This is a genomic window from Streptomyces cinnabarinus, assembly GCF_027270315.1.
Taxonomy (GTDB): domain Bacteria; phylum Actinomycetota; class Actinomycetes; order Streptomycetales; family Streptomycetaceae; genus Streptomyces; species Streptomyces cinnabarinus.
In genome coordinates this window covers 6,117,485-6,135,482 of sequence record NZ_CP114413.1, presented here as the reverse complement: position 1 = coordinate 6,135,482, position 17,998 = coordinate 6,117,485, and the positions used below count along the sequence as shown (strand labels likewise).

15 protein-coding genes are annotated in these 17,998 nt (G+C 69.2%); 9 read left to right on the top strand and 6 right to left on the bottom strand.

The window, feature by feature from the left end:
• Positions 1 to 13 precede the first annotated feature (13 nt).
• The 5 genes from STRCI_RS27940 (at position 14) to STRCI_RS27915 (ending at position 4,939) form a co-directional block, all read left to right on the top strand.
• Positions 14 to 1,372 (top strand): extracellular solute-binding protein, encoded by a 1,359-nt coding sequence (locus tag STRCI_RS27940; protein WP_269661722.1) that lies wholly within the window; start codon positions 14 to 16, stop codon positions 1,370 to 1,372.
• A gap of 46 nt (positions 1,373 to 1,418) precedes the next feature.
• Positions 1,419 to 2,273 (top strand): carbohydrate ABC transporter permease, encoded by an 855-nt coding sequence (locus tag STRCI_RS27935; RefSeq protein ID WP_269661721.1) that lies wholly within the window; start codon positions 1,419 to 1,421, stop codon positions 2,271 to 2,273.
• A gap of 3 nt (positions 2,274 to 2,276) precedes the next feature.
• Complete coding sequence (locus tag STRCI_RS27930) at positions 2,277 to 3,116, top strand: carbohydrate ABC transporter permease (RefSeq protein WP_269661720.1); 840 nt, start codon at positions 2,277 to 2,279, stop codon at positions 3,114 to 3,116.
• A 661-nt stretch (positions 3,117 to 3,777) separates the two neighbouring features.
• Entirely contained in the window at positions 3,778 to 3,942 is a 165-nt protein-coding gene (locus tag STRCI_RS27920; protein ID WP_269661719.1) for a hypothetical protein, read from the top strand.
• Between the two features lie 265 nt (positions 3,943 to 4,207).
• A complete protein-coding gene (locus STRCI_RS27915) occupies positions 4,208 to 4,939 on the top strand; it encodes a helix-turn-helix domain-containing protein (RefSeq protein ID WP_418953382.1) in 732 nt (243 codons plus the stop codon).
• Positions 4,940 to 4,955: 16 nt separating this feature from the next.
• Here the strand turns inward: STRCI_RS27915 and STRCI_RS27910 are convergent, their stop codons facing one another.
• Entirely contained in the window at positions 4,956 to 5,981 is a 1,026-nt protein-coding gene (locus STRCI_RS27910) for an ATP-dependent 6-phosphofructokinase (RefSeq protein ID WP_269661717.1), read from the bottom strand.
• Between the two features lie 217 nt (positions 5,982 to 6,198).
• On the opposite strand from STRCI_RS27910, the gene pta reads away from it, so the two are divergent.
• From pta to pyk, 3 genes are all read left to right on the top strand, one after another.
• Positions 6,199 to 8,289 carry a phosphate acetyltransferase gene (pta, locus tag STRCI_RS27905; protein WP_269661716.1) on the top strand — a complete coding sequence of 697 codons (2,091 nt, stop codon included), beginning with the start codon at positions 6,199 to 6,201 and terminating at the stop codon, positions 8,287 to 8,289.
• Positions 8,286 to 9,500: an acetate kinase gene (locus STRCI_RS27900; RefSeq protein WP_269661715.1), complete on the top strand. Its 1,215-nt coding sequence runs from the start codon at positions 8,286 to 8,288 to the stop codon at positions 9,498 to 9,500. Before pta ends, STRCI_RS27900 begins: the two co-directional genes overlap by 4 nt.
• Before the next feature lie 73 nt (positions 9,501 to 9,573).
• Positions 9,574 to 11,004, top strand: a complete 1,431-nt coding sequence (pyk, locus tag STRCI_RS27895) for a pyruvate kinase (protein WP_269661714.1) — start codon at positions 9,574 to 9,576, stop codon at positions 11,002 to 11,004.
• Between the two features lie 99 nt (positions 11,005 to 11,103).
• Here pyk and STRCI_RS27890 read toward each other — a convergent pair whose 3' ends face one another.
• From STRCI_RS27890 to STRCI_RS27875, 4 genes are all read right to left on the bottom strand, one after another.
• The gene (locus tag STRCI_RS27890) at positions 11,104 to 12,414 is read right to left on the bottom strand and encodes a hypothetical protein (RefSeq protein WP_269661713.1); all 1,311 of its coding nucleotides are present in this window, start codon (positions 12,412 to 12,414) and stop codon (positions 11,104 to 11,106) included.
• Positions 12,404 to 12,973: a DUF6114 domain-containing protein gene (locus tag STRCI_RS27885; RefSeq protein ID WP_269661712.1), complete on the bottom strand. Its 570-nt coding sequence runs from the start codon at positions 12,971 to 12,973 to the stop codon at positions 12,404 to 12,406. The genes STRCI_RS27890 and STRCI_RS27885 overlap by 11 nt, the downstream gene beginning before the upstream one ends.
• 130 nt (positions 12,974 to 13,103) lie before the next feature.
• Positions 13,104 to 13,742 (bottom strand): DUF6230 family protein, encoded by a 639-nt coding sequence (locus STRCI_RS27880; protein WP_269661711.1) that lies wholly within the window; start codon positions 13,740 to 13,742, stop codon positions 13,104 to 13,106.
• A 652-nt stretch (positions 13,743 to 14,394) separates the two neighbouring features.
• Positions 14,395 to 15,372: a tetratricopeptide repeat protein gene (locus STRCI_RS27875; protein WP_269661710.1), complete on the bottom strand. Its 978-nt coding sequence runs from the start codon at positions 15,370 to 15,372 to the stop codon at positions 14,395 to 14,397.
• Positions 15,373 to 15,564: 192 nt separating this feature from the next.
• On the opposite strand from STRCI_RS27875, the gene STRCI_RS27870 reads away from it, so the two are divergent.
• On the top strand, positions 15,565 to 16,200 hold the full coding sequence (locus STRCI_RS27870) for a TetR/AcrR family transcriptional regulator (RefSeq protein ID WP_269661709.1): 636 nt from the start codon (positions 15,565 to 15,567) through the stop codon (positions 16,198 to 16,200).
• 30 nt (positions 16,201 to 16,230) lie between these two features.
• Here STRCI_RS27870 and STRCI_RS27865 read toward each other — a convergent pair whose 3' ends face one another.
• Positions 16,231 to 17,931 carry a coenzyme B12-dependent isobutyryl-CoA mutase large subunit gene (locus STRCI_RS27865; RefSeq protein ID WP_269661708.1) on the bottom strand — a complete coding sequence of 567 codons (1,701 nt, stop codon included), beginning with the start codon at positions 17,929 to 17,931 and terminating at the stop codon, positions 16,231 to 16,233.
• Between the last annotated feature and the right edge of the window lie 67 nt (positions 17,932 to 17,998).

The window sequence follows — 17,998 nt, the reverse complement described above, 5'->3', positions numbered from 1 at the left end:
CCCGCAGGAGGTCATGCCCGTGCGCCCCACCGCCGCCTTACTCCTCGTCTCTGCCCTCGCCGCCGCGACCACCCTCACCGCGTGCGGATCCGGCTCCGGAAGCGATCCGGACACCGTGAAGGTCTCCTACAAGCAGTCCACGGACAACAACATCAAGGTGATGGACACCTTCCTCGCGGACATCAAGAAGGAGTTCGAGGACAAGTACCCCGACAAGAAGGTCGAGTTCATCCCGATCAAGGCCCCGGACTCGGAGTACTACACCAAGCTCCAGCAGATGCTCCGCTCCCCCAAGACCGCCCCGGACCTGGTCTACGAGGACACCTTCCTCATCAACTCCGACATCACCAGCGGGTACTTGAAGCCGCTGGACGACTATCTCGCCGACTGGCCGGACTGGGACCGGTTCATCGACACCGCGAAGACCGCGGCCAAGGGCGAGGACGGCAAGACGTACGGCGTCCCCGACGGCACCGACACCCGCGGACTCTGGTACGACAAGGGCATCTTCGCCAAGGCCGGCCTCCCGGCCGACTGGCAGCCGAAGACCTGGGACGACGTCCTGGACGCGGCCCGCACGATCAAGGAGAAGGTCCCGGACGTCACGCCCCTGAACGTCTACACGGGCAAGCCCGCGGGCGAGGCAGCCACCATGCAGGGCTTCGAGATGCTGCTGTACGGCACCGAGGACCGCCTCTACGACGAGTCGGCGAAGAAGTGGATCGCCGGGAGCCAGGGCTTCAAGGACGCCCTCACCTTCGTCGAGACGGTCTACAAGGAGAAGCTCGGCCCCGACGTCGAAGACGCCCTCGACCCCAACTTCGGCACCCGGGTGCGGGGCGAACTCCTCCCCCAGGGCAAACTCGGCATCGACCTCGACGGCTCCTGGCTCCCGCAGGACTGGCTGGAGGGCAGCGGCCACGAGTGGCCGGAGTGGTCCGAGAAGCTCGGCCTCGCCGCGATGCCGACGCAGCACGGCCAGGACCCCGGCAAGGTGAGCATGTCCGGCGGCTGGACCTGGGCGATCCCCGCCAAGGCGGCCAACCCCGACCTTGCCTTCGACTTCATCAAGACGATGCAGACCAAGGCGAACGCCCAGAAGTGGTACGTCGCCAACTCCGGCATCGCGGTCCGCGAGGACGTCGCGAGCGATCCCGCGTACGCCGACGCCCAGCCCGGCATCAAGTTCTTCACGGATCTGGTCGCGAGCACGCACTACCGGCCCGCGTATCCGGCGTATCCCAGGGTCTCCACGGCCATCCAGGAGGCGATGGAGGGCGTGACGACGGGCGACGCGTCGGTGGCGGAGGCGGCGGAGAACTACGACGAGGAGCTGAGAACGGCGACGGACGACCAGGTGATCCAGAAGTGAGCGCCCACGCAGGCCTCCGCGAAGGTCTCGGCGCCGGTCTCCGCGCATGAGGAGCCTCACCCGCGTCCTCCCCCTCACCCCCGCCGTCGTCCTGCTCCTCCTCTTCCTCGCCGGTCCGATCGCCTACTGCGCCTGGATCGCCTTCACCGATCTCCAACTCACCGGCCAGGCCGAGGAGTCGTTCGTCGGGTTCGAGAACTTCCGTACGGCGTTCGGGGACGAGGCGTTCCTGAACGCCGTATGGCTGACGCTCGTGTTCACCGTCGTGTCCGCGCTGCTCGGCCAGAACACCCTGGGCCTGGCGCTGGCCGCCCTGATGCAGCGCGCGTCGAAGCCGGTCCGCACGCTCACCGGCGGGATTGTGATCGCGGCGTGGGTCCTGCCGGAGGTGGTGGCGGGCTTCCTCCTCTACGCCTTCTTCCGCCGCGAGGGAACCCTGAACGCCGTCCTCGACTGGCTCCATCTCCCCTCCCAGAACTGGCTGTTCACGCTGCCGATCCTGGCGGTGTCGTTCGCGAACGTCTGGCGCGGCACGGCGTTCTCGATGCTCGTGTACTCGGCCGCCCTCAACGAGATCCCCAAGGAGATAACGGAGGCGGCGGAGGTCGACGGCGCGGGCGGCTGGCGCCGCCTGTGGCACATCACGCTCCCGATGATCCGCCGCTCGATCGGCACGAATCTGATGCTGATCACCCTCCAGACCCTCTCGGTCTTCGGCCTGATCTGGGTGATGACGAGGGGCGGCCCAGGCGGCAAGAGCCAGACGCTCCCGCTCTTCATGTACGAGGAGGCGTTCCAGAAGAGCATGATCGGCTACGGCACGGCGGTGGCGTTGCTGCTGCTGGTGGTGGGCTCACTGTTCTCGGTGGTCTACCTCCGCCTGCTGCGGACGGAGGTGTGAGTCGTGACGCGCCCCTTGCGATCCCGGAGAACGACTCGCCGCCTGGCGGCGGACACGGGCCTGTTGGCGGTGGCGGCGGCGTTCGTGCTGCCGCTGGCGTGGGTGATCCTGTCGTCGCTGGACCCGCGGGCCGACCTGACGGTGAAGCTCCCGGACGGCGTGACCTGGGACAACTTCGACGCGGTCCTGACGGACGACATCACCTTCACCCCGCTGCTGAACAGCCTGCTGCTGTGCGGCGGCGGAACCCTCCTGACGGTGGTCTGCGCAGCCCTCGCCGCCTACCCCCTGTCCCGCTTCCGCTCCCGCCTGAACCGCCCGTTCCTCCTGACGATCCTCTTCGCGACATGCCTGCCCATCACGGCCGTGATGGTCCCGGTGTACGCCCTGTTCGTCCAGGTCAACCTGATCGACACGATGCAGGGCACGATCTTCTTCTTCGCCGCCTCCCAACTCCCCTTCGCCATCTGGCTGATGAAGAACTTCATGGACGGCGTACCGAAGGAACTGGAGGAGGCTGCCTGGACGGACGGCGCGTCGCCCTTCCAGTCCCTGCTCCGCATCGTGCTGCCGCTGATGGGCCCTGGAGTGGCGGTGGTGACGGTGTTCTCCTTCGTCATGATGTGGGGCAACTTCTTCGTCCCCTTCATGCTCCTCCTCACCCCGGACCAGATGCCGGCGGCGGTGAGCATCAACGAGTTCTTCGGCAACCGGGGCACAGTGGTCTACGGCCAGTTGGCCGCGTTCTCGGTCATCTACTCGACCCCGGTGATCCTGCTGTACGTGGCGGTGGCCCGGCGGATGGGGGGAGGGTTCGCGCTGAGCGGGGCGGTCAAGGGGTGAGCTCGTCGGCTCTCTGCCGCTGCACGGATGCGTCGCCTGGTTCGTTGGCCTGGGTGAAGGCTTCGGCAGCCAGCAGACGGTAGTCGCGGGCCTCTGCGAGCCGGCGAGCGCGTTCGTGTGCCAGTGCCAGGAGAGCGAGCGTCTGGCCTGCCCTGTACCCGTCCTCGAACTCCCTGTGGACCGCCAGGGCTGTATCGCATCTCGTCCAACGCCAGCAACCGTGCCCCCAGCTGGGGCAACTTGCTCCGCGAAGTGACCAGTAACCGGTGCCGCCCCTCCCCCGGCAACAAGGGCCGCACCTGCTGCGGCGACGAGGCGTTGTCGGCCAGTCCCAGTACCGCTCCCCGCCCCGCCCCGTGAACCCCGTCGCCCTCGCGGGCAACGCGTTCAACGCCGTAGGAGCCGCCGCCTGCTGGAAGAAGTTCCCTTTACCGACGACGGGCCCCTTGAACTCCGCGCCCCCGAAGTCGACATGGTCCCCGCCGTACCCGTCACCCATCGCGCCGTCCCCCGCACCGCTCCCGAACCTCGCGTGCCCATCAAGGTACGCCCCCGCGTGGAACAACCTCGGCACTGTCCTGCCCGAGTCGGGCCGGACACCGGAGGCGATCGAGGCGTACGGCACGGCCGTGGCGATCCACCGCGAGTCGCGAACTGGCACATGGCGGGCCAGACTCTGGACAATCCGGCGGTCTCCCACACAGGCCGCGAGCAGATCACCCAAGCCCGGGACTGCTACCTCCAGGCGGCCGAGGCCTGCGCACTGGCCAACACCCCCGGCCCGGCCGCCGACACCCTCCCCGAGCCGGAGCCCCGTACGGATTGAGCCGCGCACACGCCTCGCACTTGCCTTCGAACCGCGCCCGCATGGCCGAAACACGGGATCAGGCGCCTACGGAGGCACCACTCGACCACGCCCCCGAATATGCCCGCTGAGCTTGCCGTTCAGTCGGCGACCGCCCCTCGGGGCACCCCACCCACCCCAAAGCCCAAGTTTCAACCATCCCGCCCACACCCCCCAAACCGTACGTTCCTACAATCCGTGATCCTGGCCGAACAGACCGTAGTCATCACCCCCGCGCGCCCCTAGCTTGTGGCCCGTGCGCCGACCGCCTGCTCAGCCGAACCAGCCCAGTCCACCGACTCCCCCGTTCAACGCCCCCGCGGCCAGAAGACTCCGTGCCGCTCTGAACATGGGGCCCGAGCATGTCGCCTACGGCATGCGGGTCTCGTACGGGCTGCCCTACGTCACCCCGGACCTCGTCACCGCCTGGGAGCGCGGGGTCGCCACCCCCAGCAACCCCGAACTCGCCGCCCTCGCCGGCGTGCTGTGGTGCTCCCCCGGCGAGCTGCTCGGCCGTGCGCGGACCCTGCGTGAGCACCGCATGTCCCGTGGGCTCGCGCCCGAGGACGTCGCCCGTGCCGTGGGGCACGAGGTGCACGCGTATCTGCGGATGGAGGAGAGCGACGACTGGCGCGGCACCGAACGGCAGGCCGGCGCCCTCGCCGAGCTGCTCGGGCTGACGCTGCCCGACTTCGTCACCGTCACCGGGCGGGACGCCAAACTCGCCGACCTGCTGCGCAGCGCCGTGACGACGCGCTGGCAGGCCTACGTCCGCCCGATCGGCAAGCTGGTGCCGCTGGACCGGCGGCCGGTGGAGGACGCCCTCCAGGAACTGCACCGGGAGTACCACGGCCAGATGGTGGCCACCCTGAGCTGGGGCGGCGACAGCGGGACCAGCGCGGCGGGCCGGGAGTACCTGGACCGGATCGTGGACCACTTCTGGACCACGATCAGTGAGCGTTCCCCGGGTGCGGTCTGAACACCTGGAACAGGTCCTAGAAGACCGACTCCGCCTCGTCCATCCGGTCCTTCGGGACCGTCTTCAGCTCGGTGACCGCCTCGGCCAGCGGCACCATCACGATGTCCGTGCCGCGCAGCGCGGTCATCCGGCCGAACTCACCGCGGTGCGCGGCCTCCACGGCGTGCCAGCCGAAGCGGGTCGCGAGCACTCGGTCGTACGCCGTCGGTACGCCACCGCGCTGGACGTGGCCGAGGATGACCGGCTTGGCCTCCTTGCCGAGGCGGCGCTCCAGCTCGAAGGCCAGCGCCGTACCGATGCCCTGGAAGCGCTCGTGGCCGAACTGGTCGATCTCGCCCTTGCCGTAGTCCATGGAGCCCTCGGCGGGGTGGGCGCCCTCGGCGACGCAGATCACGGCGAACTTCTTGCCGCGCGAGAACCGCTCCTCGACCATCTTGACCAGGTCGGCGGGGTCGAAGGGGCGCTCGGGCAGGCAGATGCCGTGGGCGCCGGCGGCCATGCCGGACTCCAGGGCGATCCAGCCCGCGTGCCGGCCCATGACCTCGACCACCATCACGCGCTGGTGGGACTCCGCCGTCGTCTTCAGGCGGTCCATCGCCTCCGTCGCGACACCGACCGCGGTGTCGAAGCCGAAGGTGCGGTCGGTGGAGGAGATGTCGTTGTCGATGGTCTTCGGGACGCCGACCACGGGCAGACCGGCGTCGTACAGCATGCGCGCGGCCGTCAGGGTGCCCTCGCCGCCGATCGGGATCAGCGCGTCGATGCCGAAGTCGCGGGCGATGTCGGGAGCGTTCTCGCAGGCCTCGCGGAGCCGGTCGCGCTCCAGGCGGGAGGAGCCGAGGATGGTGCCGCCGCGGGCCAGGATGCCGCTGACCGCGTCGAGGTCGAGGGTGCGGTAGTGGCCGTCCAGCAGGCCGGCGTAGCCGTCCTCGAAGCCGATGACCTCGTCGTCGTACTGGGTGACGGCGCGGTGCACGACCGACCGGATCACTGCGTTCAGGCCGGGGCAGTCGCCGCCTGCGGTGAGAACTCCGATACGCATCGTGCTGTGTCTCCTGCTCGCTGTTGATACCGGTGAGCCAGTCCGATTGTTTCATGTCCCCGAGGCGGGTGCCGCATCCCTGGACATCCCTGGAGCTGACGGGCGCCTTATCTATCGGCAGAGGTATTGTCAAGAGGGATCTGCTCACCTCGGTGGGCGATTTTTATGACGTTGGCTTGATGCAGCTTGATGCCGCATGACGAAGGGGAGACGACGCGTGACGCGCAGCGTGTACGTGACGGGGATCGACCGGGGAGACGGTCGCCAGGTCGTCGAGCTGGGGGTGATGGAACTGCTGACCCGGCAGGTCGACCGGGTGGGTGTCTTCCGGCCCCTCGTCCACGACGGTCCCGACCGCCTCTTCGAGCTGCTGCGCTCCCGTTACCGGCTGGCCCAGGACCCGGCGACGGTCTACGGCATGGACTACCACGAGGCGTCCGCGCTCCAGGCCGAACAGGGCACCGACGAGCTGGTCTCCACCCTCGTCGACCGCTTCCACCTGGTCGCCCGCGACTACGACGTGGTCCTGGTCCTCGGCACCGACTACGCCGACACCCAGTTCCCGGAGGAGCTCTCCCTCAACGCCCGGCTCGCCAACGAGTTCGGCGCCTCCGTCATACCCGTCGTCGGCGGCGGGAAGCAGACCGCCGAATCGGTGCTCGCCGAGACCCGCAACGCCTACCGCGCCTACGACGGCCTCGGCTGCGACGTCCTCGCCATGGTGACCAACCGGGTGGCCCGGGAGGACCGGGACCGGATCGCCGAGCGGCTCACCAACCGGCTGCCGGTCCCCTGTTACGTCCTGCCCGACGAGCCCGCCCTGTCCGCGCCGACGGTCTCCCAGATCTCCCACGCCCTCGGCGCCAAGGTGCTCCTCGGCGACGACTCGGGGCTCGCCCGGGACGTGCTGGACTTCGTCTTCGGCGGCGCGATGCTGCCGAACTTCCTCCCGGCCCTGACCCCGGGCTGTCTGGTGGTCACCCCGGGGGACCGCGCCGACCTGGTCGTCGGCGCGCTCGCCGCGCACAGCGCCGGCACCCCGCCGATCGCCGGGGTGCTGCTCACCCTCGACGAGGTGCCGAGCGAGGACGTCCTCACCCTCGCCGCCCGCCTCGCCCCCGGCACCCCGGTGCTCTCGGTGCCCGGCAACAGCTTCCCGACCGCCGAACAGCTCGTCTCCCTGGAGGGCAAGCTCAACGCGGCCACCCCGCGCAAGGCGGAGACCGCGCTCGGCCTGTTCGAGCGGTACACCGACAGCGGCGATCTGCTCAGCCGGGTGAGCGCCCCGAGCAGCGACCGGGTCACGCCGATGATGTTCGAGCACAAGCTGCTGGAGCAGGCCCGCGCCGATCTGCGGCGCGTGGTGCTGCCCGAGGGCACCGAGCCGCGGGTGCTGCACGCCGCCGAGGTGCTGCTGCGGCGCGGGGTGTGCGCGCTGACGCTGCTCGGCCCGGTGGACCAGATCCGCAAGAGGGCCGCCGACCTCGGCATCGACCTGGGCGACTCCCAGCTGATCGACCCGGCCACCAGCGAACTGCGCGATGCCTTCGCCGAGAAGTACGCGGCCGTCCGCGCCCACCGGGGCGTGACGGTGGAGCTGGCCTACGACGTGGTCTCGGACGTGAACTACTTCGGCACGCTGATGGTCCAGGAGGGCCTCGCCGACGGCATGGTCTCCGGTTCCGTGCACTCCACGGCCGCGACGATCCGCCCGGCCTTCGAGATCATCAAGACCAGGCCGGACGCCGGCATCGTCTCGTCGGTGTTCTTCATGTGCCTCGCCGACCGGGTCCTCGTCTACGGCGACTGCGCGGTGAACCCCGACCCGAACGCCGAGCAGCTCGCGGACATCGCCATCCAGTCCGCGGCGACCGCCGAGCAGTTCGGGGTGGAGCCGCGGATCGCGATGCTGTCGTACTCCACGGGTACGTCCGGTTCGGGCGTCGACGTCGACAAGGTGCGTGAGGCGACCGAGCTGGTGCGGCTGCGGCGGCCGGATCTGAAGATCGAGGGCCCGATCCAGTACGACGCCGCCGTCGAGCCCTCGGTGGCCGCCACCAAGCTGCCGGAGTCCGATGTCGCGGGACAGGCAACGGTTCTGATCTTCCCTGACCTCAATACAGGCAACAACACCTACAAGGCCGTGCAGCGTTCGGCCGGCGCGATCGCCGTCGGACCGGTGCTCCAGGGTCTGCGCAAGCCCGTCAACGACCTGTCCCGCGGCGCCCTGGTGCAGGACATCGTCAACACCGTCGCCATCACGGCGATCCAGGCCCAGTCCCCCCTCGAGAAGGCGTCCCAGCAGTGAGCGCGTCCCGTGTCCTCGTCCTCAACTCCGGCTCCTCGTCGGTGAAGTACCAGCTGCTCGATATGAGCGACGGCAGCCGGCTCGCCATGGGCCTCGTCGAGCGCATCGGCGAGGAGACCTCCCGGCTCAAGCACACCCCGGCCGACGGCGCGTCCCGGGAGTGGACCGGCCCGATCGCCGATCACGACGCCGCGCTGAAGGCGGTGGCGGAGGAGCTGTCCCGGGACGGTCTGGGTCTGGACTCCCCGCAGCTGGCCGCGATCGGGCACCGGGTGGTGCACGGCGGCAAGCACTTCACCGAGCCGACCGTGATCGACGACGCGGTGCTCGCCGAGATCGAGCGGCTGATCCCGGTCGCCCCGCTGCACAACCCGGCGAACCTCACCGGCATCCGCACCGCCCGGGCGCTGCGGCCGGATCTGCCGCAGATCGCCGTGTTCGACACCGCGTTCCACACGACGATGCCGGAGTCGGCGGCGCGTTACGCGATCGACGTCAGGACCGCCGACGAGCACCGCATCCGGCGCTACGGCTTCCACGGCACCTCGCACGCGTACGTCTCGCGGGCGACGGCGGAGCTGCTGGGCAGGTCGCCGGAAGAGGTGAACGTGATCGTGCTGCATCTCGGCAACGGCGCCTCGGCCTCCGCGGTGCGGGGCGGCCGGTGCGTGGACACCTCCATGGGGCTGACGCCGTTGGAGGGGCTGGTGATGGGTACCCGCTCGGGAGACCTGGACCCGGCCGTCATCTTCCATTTGATGCGTGTTGGGGGAATGTCCGCCGACGAGATCGACACTCTTCTCAACAAGAAGAGCGGACTGATCGGTCTGTGCGGTGACAACGACATGCGGGAGATCCGCCGCAGGGTCGACGAGGGTGACGAATCGGCGCAACTCGCCTTCGACATCTACATTCACCGGCTGAAGAAGTACATAGGCGCCTATTACGCCGTGCTCGGGCGGGTGGACGCGGTCGCCTTCACAGCGGGAGTCGGGGAGAACGCGAGTCCCGTGCGAGAAGCTGCCGTGGCCGGCCTGGAGGAGCTGGGGCTGGCGGTGGACGGCGAGCTGAACGCCGTACGCAGTGACGAGCCGCGGCTGATCTCGCCGGGAGACGCACGGGTGGCCGTGGCCGTGGTGCCGACCGACGAGGAACTGGAGATTGCGACACAGACGTACGCGCTTGTAAAGGGCTCGGAGGATCTCACCTGAGCGGCAGTCCGCCCTTTTGTATTTTCCGCCAGACGGAATATTCCGCAGCGAAACAAACCGATAGGATCGCCCCATGCGCCGTTCGAAAATCGTCTGTACTCTCGGCCCCGCGGTCGACTCCCGCGAACAGCTCGTGTCGCTGATCGAGGCCGGCATGAATGTGGCCCGCTTCAACTTCAGCCACGGCTCACACGAAGAGCACCAGGGGCGGTACGACCGCGTCCGGGCCGCCTCCGAGGAGACCGGCCAGGCCATCGGTGTGCTCGCCGACCTCCAGGGCCCCAAGATCCGTCTGGAGACCTTCGCCGAGGGCCCGGTGGAGCTGGAGCGTGGTGACGAGTTCGTCATCACCACCGAGGACGTCCCGGGTGACAAGCACATCTGCGGAACCACCTACAAGGGCCTGCCGGGCGATGTCTCGCGCGGCGACCAGATCCTCATCAACGACGGCAACGTCGAGCTGAAGGTCCTGGACGTCGAGGGCCCCCGGGTGAAGTCCATCGTCATCGAGGGCGGCGTCGTCTCCGACCACAAGGGCATCAACCTGCCCGGCGCGGCCGTGAACGTGCCGGCGCTGTCCGAGAAGGACATCGAGGACCTCCGGTTCGCGCTGCGCATGGGCTGCGACATGGTCGCGCTGTCCTTCGTGCGGGACGCCAACGACGTGCAGGACGTCCACAAGGTCATGGACGAGGTCGGCCGCCGCGTCCCGGTCATCGCCAAGGTGGAGAAGCCGCAGGCGGTGGCGAACATGGAGGACGTCGTGATGGCGTTCGACGGTGTGATGGTCGCCCGTGGCGACCTGGCCGTCGAGTACCCCCTCGAAAAGGTCCCCATGGTGCAGAAGCGGCTCATCGAGCTGTGCCGCCGCAACGCCAAGCCGGTGATCGTGGCGACCCAGATGATGGAGTCGATGATCACCAACTCCCGCCCCACCCGCGCCGAGGCCTCCGACGTGGCCAACGCCATCCTGGACGGCGCCGACGCGGTCATGCTGTCGGCCGAGTCCAGCGTGGGCGCGTACCCGATCGAGACCGTCAAGACGATGTCGAAGATCGTCCAGGCGGCCGAGCAGGAGCTGCTCGCCAAGGGCCTGCAGCCCCTCGTCCCGGGCAAGAAGCCGCGCACGCAGGGCGGTTCGGTCGCCCGCGCGGCCTGCGAGATCGCCGACTTCCTCGGCGGCAAGGGCCTGGTCGCCTTCACCAAGTCCGGTGACACCGCCCGCCGGCTGTGCCGCTACCGCGCCGCCCAGCCGATCCTGGCCTTCACCACCGACGAGTCCACCCGCAACCAGCTCACCCTCAGCTGGGGCGTGGAGTCGCACGTCGTCCCGTTCGTGAACAGCACCGACGAGATGGTCGACCTGGTCGACGGTGAAGTGATCAAGCTCGGCCGCTTCAACGAGGGCGACGTCCTCGTCATCACGGCCGGCTCGCCCCCCGGCGTCCCCGGCTCCACCAACATGGTCCGCGTCCACCACCTCGGCGGCGACCACGCCAACTGACGTACCCGCGAAGGGTCTTGTACGGCGCTGAGGGCGCCCCCTGGATCAGGGGGCGCCCTCAGGCGTGTTGCGGCTCCCGAACGGGTCGGTGGGGGCGGCTCAGTCGGTCGTGAACTGGTGCAGCCCGGGGACGTGCAGGGTGCCGCCGAACTGACCGGCCTGCTGGACCTTCACCTTGGTGAAGTAGATCAGCGGGATGTTCAGCGGCGGCGGGTTCTCCGGGCTGAACGTCACCGGGATCAGCCCCAGCAGATTGCCGGAGATGGACTCGGTGTACATGATCGTCTTGCCGTCGCGGATGGTGGACGTCGTCCCCGCGCCCGCCTGCACGTGGTACGTCTTGCCCGACTGCGGGTCCGTCACCGTCTGGTGCAGATCACCGATGTCGGTGCCGTCGGAGATGACGTACTTCAGGACCTCCTTGGTGGTCCCGTTGGCCGTCTTCACCTTGACGATGCCCTGGTAGTCGGCGCCCTTCAGCAGCAGCGAGCTGGCGTTCAGGAACCACGGATCGTCGGGCAGCGGCACGGTGTTGTCGACGCCGCCCTTCTCGTCCGTGGCGGCCGGGCAGTCCTCGGGGTCGGTGGTGGAGCTCTCCGACGGGCTGGGGGTGGCGGTGGCCTCGTCGGCCGCCTCCTCCACCTCCTCGGCGGTGTCCTCGACCGCGTCGGACGCCGCGTCGGTGGTGTCCTTCGCCGTGTCCTCGACGGTGTCGGTGACCTTGTCGGCGGTCTCCTTCACCGGCTCGGCGGCGGGCTCCTCCTCGGCCGCGCTCGGCGACTCGGACGCCGACGGGGTGGCCGACGGCGACGGGCTGGCGCTCGCCGTGTCGTCCTGGCCGCCGGTGAAGATGCCTTCGATAGCGTCGCCGATGTCCTCCAGCAGGTTGCCGTCGGACTCGGAGGGCGACGGCGAGGGGGACGCCGTGGCCGTGTCGCCGCCACCGGACTGCGGTTCGGTGGTCGTGCCCTCCGACGTCTCGGACGGGGACGGCTCGGGCTCGGCCGCGTCGTCGGAACCTGAATCCGACGAAGAGGAGTCGCCCGTGTCGCCCTCGGCCGACGGGGTGGGGGTCGGCTCCGCCGTGTCGTCCTCGGCGGGGGCCTCGCTGGTGCTCTCGCTCGCGGACGGCGACGGGGACGCGGACTCGCCCTCCAGGGCGGCCACGCAGTCCTTGTACTCGTCCGCCGTAAGGCTCTTGGCCGCCGGCTGGTCCTCGGCGTTGGCGAGCGTCGGCGTGAACCCCATCCCCATGAGGACCGCGGTCGGCATCGCGGCCAGGGCTATCGCCTTCCCGGCCGGTACGTGGAACCTGGTGAACAGCGGCTTCTTGGGAGCCGCGTGCCGCGGCCCGGTTCTCGCACGGGACGTATCCACGTCAGTCCCGTGGGTCACCTCGTCAGCCGGCACTGTGCCTCCCGTTCGCCCCGTTCGCCGGGCTCGTTCCTGACAGATCGTTCGGCTCGTCGACCGCGTCCTCGTCGGCCGCGAGCGCGCCCTCGGGGGCGTCTTCCTGCTGGTCCTCGGTCTCCTGTACCGGCTGCGACTGCTCCGGCTGCGACTTCGCACCCGGGGCCCACGCGACGGCCATCGCGCCGCCGATGAGGGCGAACAGGAAGCCGATCAGGAAGCCGCCGAGGTTGGAGACGGGGATGGACACCAGCGCCAGCAGGATCGCCGCGACACCCGCGAAGGTGCGTACATGCTTCTGGAACCAGAGGCTGACACCGAGGACGACCAGCAGCACGCCGATGATCAGGGACCCGGCGCCCGCGGTGGTCGCCATCGCCAGCGTCAGATGACCGATCTGGAGGTTGGCGTACGGGAAGTAGGCGATCGGGAGTCCGCCGAGCATGACGAACAGACCGGCCCAGAAGGGCCTGTCGCCCCGCCACGTACGGAAGTGCCGCCTGATGACCCGGATGTAGTGCTCGTCACGGCCGGGTACGGCAGGAGTCTCGGCGCTCATGAAAAACAGCTCCCTGCTGCGGCGTTGCTGTGGTGGTGAGTTGTGGTGCTGAGGTGCCGGGCCGGTGAAGACGGGCCCGGAGTGGGGACGGGCGGGGGCGCCACCGGCTCCCCCGCCCGTCAACGAGTGCTTAGTAGCACTCCTTGACACCCGTCGACAGCGACATCTTCAGACCGCTGAGCTTGAAGGTTCCGGCGGTGGTGGCCCACGCCGTCTGCTTCACGTCCTTCAGCACGACCGAGTCGGCCTGCTGAGCGAACCCGAACGGGTTGGCCTGCTCCTTGCCGCCCTTCATGCCCGGACCCTTGCTGGCGTCCTTGGCGGCCACACCGATGTCGATGCCCTTGAACGTGGCATCGGCCTCGAGCTCGGCGACGTCGATGTAGAGGTTCTCGGCCTGGACCGGCTTGTTCGGGTCCTCGCCGGCCTTCAGCATCAGGCTGACGCTGCCCAGCAGCGGGATGTCAGGGGTGACAACCGACTGACACATGTTCCTGATGGTCGCGGACTTGAAGGCCGAGACCGCGACGGGGTGGACCGTCTTCTTGCCGGTCATCGTGTAGCCCTCATCGAGGGCTCCGTACTGGGCGAAGCCCGTACCGTCGAGCTGATCAGTCGTCACCTTGAACGACTGGCCCGACACGCTGAACGACGCGGCGAGAGCGCCCTGCGCGAGGGCGACACCTATCGCAGCCGTGGCGGCCACGCTGGGCACCATCACGACGGCGAACCGCTTCCATCTGGTCCCGCCACGCACCTGGGACTCCATATTTCCTCCTTCTCGGACGTACATCTCCTGGCCCTGACTGCCCCATACGACTCGACGGCTCAGCCGGGCAGGGATGGGAGAAGTGCTACGTCCTCGGGAAGGGGAGCGCTAGCGCTCGGCGGCGCGAACCGCGCCCGAATCACCGGCGATCACCCCCGAGCGACAACCACTGGTCGCGCCTGACACGCATCACGCACAACCTTGCTGGACAGGCTTCGCCGTTGAGCGAAGACCCCCCTGTCCAAGAACCGGCTCCACTGCCGCCGGTTCTGCTCGGTGGGGACCCTGGAATCCCGCCGCCCCGACCGGCTGTCGGGTCGTACGGGAATGGACCGAGCGTCGCCGATCGTGGTGCATTCTCGCCGCCCGCACAAGGGGGTTCGTTACTCGCTAGTAACGGCCGGATAACCGAACAACGACCCGTCGGTCTCGGACGGCGACGCAGGGTCGCCTCAGGCGGGCTGACATATCCGGGAATCGCCGGACAGAATCCGACAGAACAACGCCCTCGATTTACTGGCAGTAACAGCGGCCGCGATTACCAAGATTTGGTAAAGCGCGGCCGCACTGACACTCCGTCGGCCCGTTCTTTCACTCGGGCCACACAGACCCTCGCGTTTAGTGACTGGTCAGAACGGGGCCCGCGACTCGCTCAGAACAGGGCGCGAGCAAGGGCTCTGCGCGCCGCCGCGACCCTCGGGTCCTCGGCGCCGACGACCTCGAACAGCTCAAGAAGCCGCAGCCGTACGGCTTCCCGCTCGTCGCCCGCGGTGCGCTGCACCGCGTCGATGAGGCGCCCGAAGGCGTCCTCCACATGACCGCCCACCAGATCCAGGTCGGCGGCGGCGATCTGCGCCCGCGCGTCCTGCGGCTTCTCGGCGGCCTCCTTGCGCACCGCCTGCGGATCGGCGTCCTGCACCCGCTGAAGCAACTCGGCCTGCGCGAGACCCAGTTTCGCCTCGCTGTTGCCCGGGTCATCGGTCAGTACGTTCTGGTATGCCCGGATCGCCCCGCCCAAGTCCCCCGCGTCCAGGGCCTGTACGGCGGCCTCCAGCAGCGCGTCGTGCGGACCGGCCGGAACTACGGGCGCCGGCTGGGCGCCGGTGCCGGGCTCGGCGTCCGGGTCGACGGTCAGACCGGTGAGCCCGAACCGCTGCTCGGCGACGGTCACCAGTTGGTCGAGGGTCTCCCGGATCTGCGCCTCGCCCGCGGCGCCCTGGAAGAGCGGGAGCGCCTGGCCGGCGACGACGGCGAACACAGCGGGGATCCCCTGCACCCCGAACTGCTGCATCAGCATCTGGTTGGCGTCGACGTCGATCTTGGCAAGGAGGAAGCGGCCGTCGTACTCGACGGCGAGCCGCTCCAGGACGGGGCTGAGCTGCTTGCAGGGCTGGCACCACTCGGCCCAGAAGTCGATGACGACCGGGACCTCGGTGGAGCGCTGAAGTACGTCCCTCTCGAACCCGGCCTCATCGACATCGATGACGAGGTCGGCGGGGGAGACGGCCCCTCCCCCGCCCTGCCGGGCCGTTTCGGCGCGCGCCTGCTCCGCCTTCGCCTTGGCCTCCTGGGCCGCCTTCACCGCGGCGAGGTCGACGACTCCGCTCATGGACATGTTCCGTGGCTGCATGCGTCTATCCTCCCCCGTTCTCGCGCGCGAGTGAAAAGCGATGAGAAAAGCTGTTTGGCGGAGGGTCCCCACCCCACGCCAGTGGTTTCGCTACGAGTCGTAGCGTAATGGCACCGGGTGCCTCCGGAACACCGGGTTCTGGTGATCTCCCTCACGGCGTCAACCGGACAGGGTCGTGGTTATGGTCGTGGGATGCAGAGCAGCACTCCCGCCCCACGGGCCACTGGGCGTCCCCGCAGCGCGGCCGCGGACGCCGCGATCCTCGCGGCGACGCGGGAGGCGCTGGTGGAGCTGGGCTGGTCGAAACTGACGCTGTCCGACGTGGCGACGCGGGCGGGGGTGGCGAAGACGACCCTCTACCGCCGCTGGTCCGGCAAGAACGAACTCGTCGTGGACGCGGTGGCGGAGCTCTTCGACGAACTGGAACTCCCCGACCGCGGCACGCTCGGCGCGGACATCGAGGGCGTGGTCCTTCAGTTCGCGGCGATCCTGGCCCGCCCGGAGGCGAAGAGCGGGCTGATGGCGGTGGTGGCGGAGTCCACCCGCGACGAGGCGCTGCGCGAACGCATCCGGGCCTCCATCGTCGACCGCCAGAAACGTCTGGTCCTGGAGGGCCGCTCCCGGGCTCAGGCCCGTGGTGAACTCCCCCCGGAGACGGACGAGTCGGAATCCTCCCGCACGGTGGATCTCATCTTCGACGTGGTCGCGGGCGCGGTGGTCCACCGCTGCCTGGTGAGCGCGGAACCGGCGGACGAGGAATGGGTCCGCAGCTTCACGACGGTACTGGTGGCAGGACTGGCGGCGGCGGGGAACGACCGGGTGTCGTAGCCCCGCCCCCGCCCCCGCCCCCGCCAGCGCTCAGAAGCCCGCCGGCTCCGTGTACACGCCCCACTCGTCCCGCAGCACCCCGCAGATCTCGCCCAGTGTCGCCTCCGCGCGTACCGCGTCCAGCATCGGCTCGATCATGTTGGAACCGTCACGGGCGGCGGCGAGCATCGCGTCCAGGGCGGAGCGCACGGCCGCGTCATCGCGGCCGGACTTGCGTCCACCGAGCGCCCGTACCTGCTCGCGCTCCACCTCATGGCTGACCCGCAGGATCTCCAGATCCCCGGTGACCGAGCCGGTGTGGACGTTCACGCCCACGACCCGCTTGTCGCCCTTCTCCAGGGACTGCTGATAGCGGAAGGCGGACTCGGCGATCTCGCCGGTGAACCAGCCGTCCTCGATACCGCGCAGGATGCCGGAGGTGATCGGCCCGATCGGGTGGCGGCCGTCGGGATGCGCCCGCAGCCCCCGCTCCTTGATCTGGTCGAAGATCTTCTCCGCGTCCGCCTCGATCCGGTCCGTGAGCTGCTCGATGTACCACGAACCGCCCAGCGGGTCGGCGACGTTGGCGACGCCGGTCTCCTCCATCAGCACCTGCTGCGTCCGCAGCGCGATCTCCGCCGCCTGCTCGGACGGCAGCGCCAGCGTCTCGTCCAGCGCATTGGTGTGCAGCGAGTTCGTCCCGCCCAGCACCGCCGCCAGCGCCTCGACCGCCGTCCGCACGACGTTGTTGTACGGCTGCTGCGCGGTCAGCGAGACACCCGCGGTCTGCGTGTGGAAGCGCAGCCACTGGGCCTTTTCCGACTTGGCGCCGTACACGTCCCGCATCCAGCGCGCCCAGATCCGCCGGGCCGCACGGAACTTGGCGATCTCCTCGAAGAAGTCGACATGCGCGTCGAAGAAGAAGGACAGGCCGGGCGCGAAGACATCCACGTCCAGGCCGCGGGACAGGCCCAGTTCGACGTACCCGAAGCCGTCCGCCAGCGTGTACGCCAGTTCCTGCGCCGCCGTGGCCCCGGCCTCACGGATGTGGTACCCGGAGACCGACAGCGGCTTGTACGCGGGGATGCCAGCCGCGCAGTGCTCCATCAGGTCGCCGATCAGCCGCAGATGCGGCTCGGGCTGGAAGAGCCACTCCTTCTGGGCGATGTACTCCTTGAAGATGTCCGTCTGGAGCGTGCCGTTGAGGACGGCCGGGTCCACGCCCTGCCGCTCCGCCGCGACCAGGTACATGCAGAAGACCGGCACCGCCGGGCCGCTGATCGTCATCGAGGTCGTGACGTCGCCCAGCGGGATGTCCTTGAACAGGACCTCCATGTCCGCCGCCGAGTCGATGGCGACCCCGCAGTGCCCGACCTCGCCGAGCGAGCGCGGGTCGTCGGAGTCGCGGCCCATGAGGGTCGGCATGTCGAAGGCGACCGAGAGGCCCCCGCCGCCGTTGGCGAGGATCATCTTGTACCGCTCGTTCGTCTGCTCGGCGTTGCCGAACCCGGCGAACTGGCGGATCGTCCAGGTCCGCCCGCGGTAGCCCGTCGGGTACAGCCCGCGGGTGAAGGGGTACTCCCCCGGCCAGCCGATCCGCTCGAAGCCGTCGTAGGTGTCCCCCGGCCGGGGCCCGTACACCGGCTCCACGGAATCCCCGGAGAGCGTGGTGAAGTCGGCCTCACGCTTGCGCGAGGCGTCGTACCGGGCCTGCCAGCGTCGGCGGCCCTCTTCGATGGCGTCAGCGTCCATGCCTTCAAATTTACTAGGACGTCCTAGTAAATGTCGATGGCAAACCGCCGTGAGCAGAGACTCACGA

What these genes read in the sequence shown, in the direction of transcription:
- STRCI_RS27940 (WP_269661722.1), top strand. Translation starts at nt 14, where the DNA reads ATGCCCGTGCGCCCCACCGCCGCCTTACTCCTCGTCTCTGCCCTCGCC.
- STRCI_RS27935 (WP_269661721.1), top strand. Translation starts at nt 1,419, where the DNA reads ATGAGGAGCCTCACCCGCGTCCTCCCCCTCACCCCCGCCGTCGTCCTG.
- STRCI_RS27920 (WP_269661719.1), top strand. Translation starts at nt 3,778, where the DNA reads ATGGCGGGCCAGACTCTGGACAATCCGGCGGTCTCCCACACAGGCCGC.
- STRCI_RS27910 (WP_269661717.1), bottom strand. Translation starts at nt 5,981, where the DNA reads ATGCGTATCGGAGTTCTCACCGCAGGCGGCGACTGCCCCGGCCTGAAC.
- pyk (WP_269661714.1), top strand. Translation starts at nt 9,574, where the DNA reads ATGCGCCGTTCGAAAATCGTCTGTACTCTCGGCCCCGCGGTCGACTCC.
- STRCI_RS27885 (WP_269661712.1), bottom strand. Translation starts at nt 12,973, where the DNA reads ATGAGCGCCGAGACTCCTGCCGTACCCGGCCGTGACGAGCACTACATC.
- STRCI_RS27880 (WP_269661711.1), bottom strand. Translation starts at nt 13,742, where the DNA reads ATGGAGTCCCAGGTGCGTGGCGGGACCAGATGGAAGCGGTTCGCCGTC.
- STRCI_RS27875 (WP_269661710.1), bottom strand. Translation starts at nt 15,372, where the DNA reads ATGCAGCCACGGAACATGTCCATGAGCGGAGTCGTCGACCTCGCCGCG.
- STRCI_RS27870 (WP_269661709.1), top strand. Translation starts at nt 15,565, where the DNA reads ATGCAGAGCAGCACTCCCGCCCCACGGGCCACTGGGCGTCCCCGCAGC.
- STRCI_RS27865 (WP_269661708.1), bottom strand. Translation starts at nt 17,931, where the DNA reads ATGGACGCTGACGCCATCGAAGAGGGCCGCCGACGCTGGCAGGCCCGG.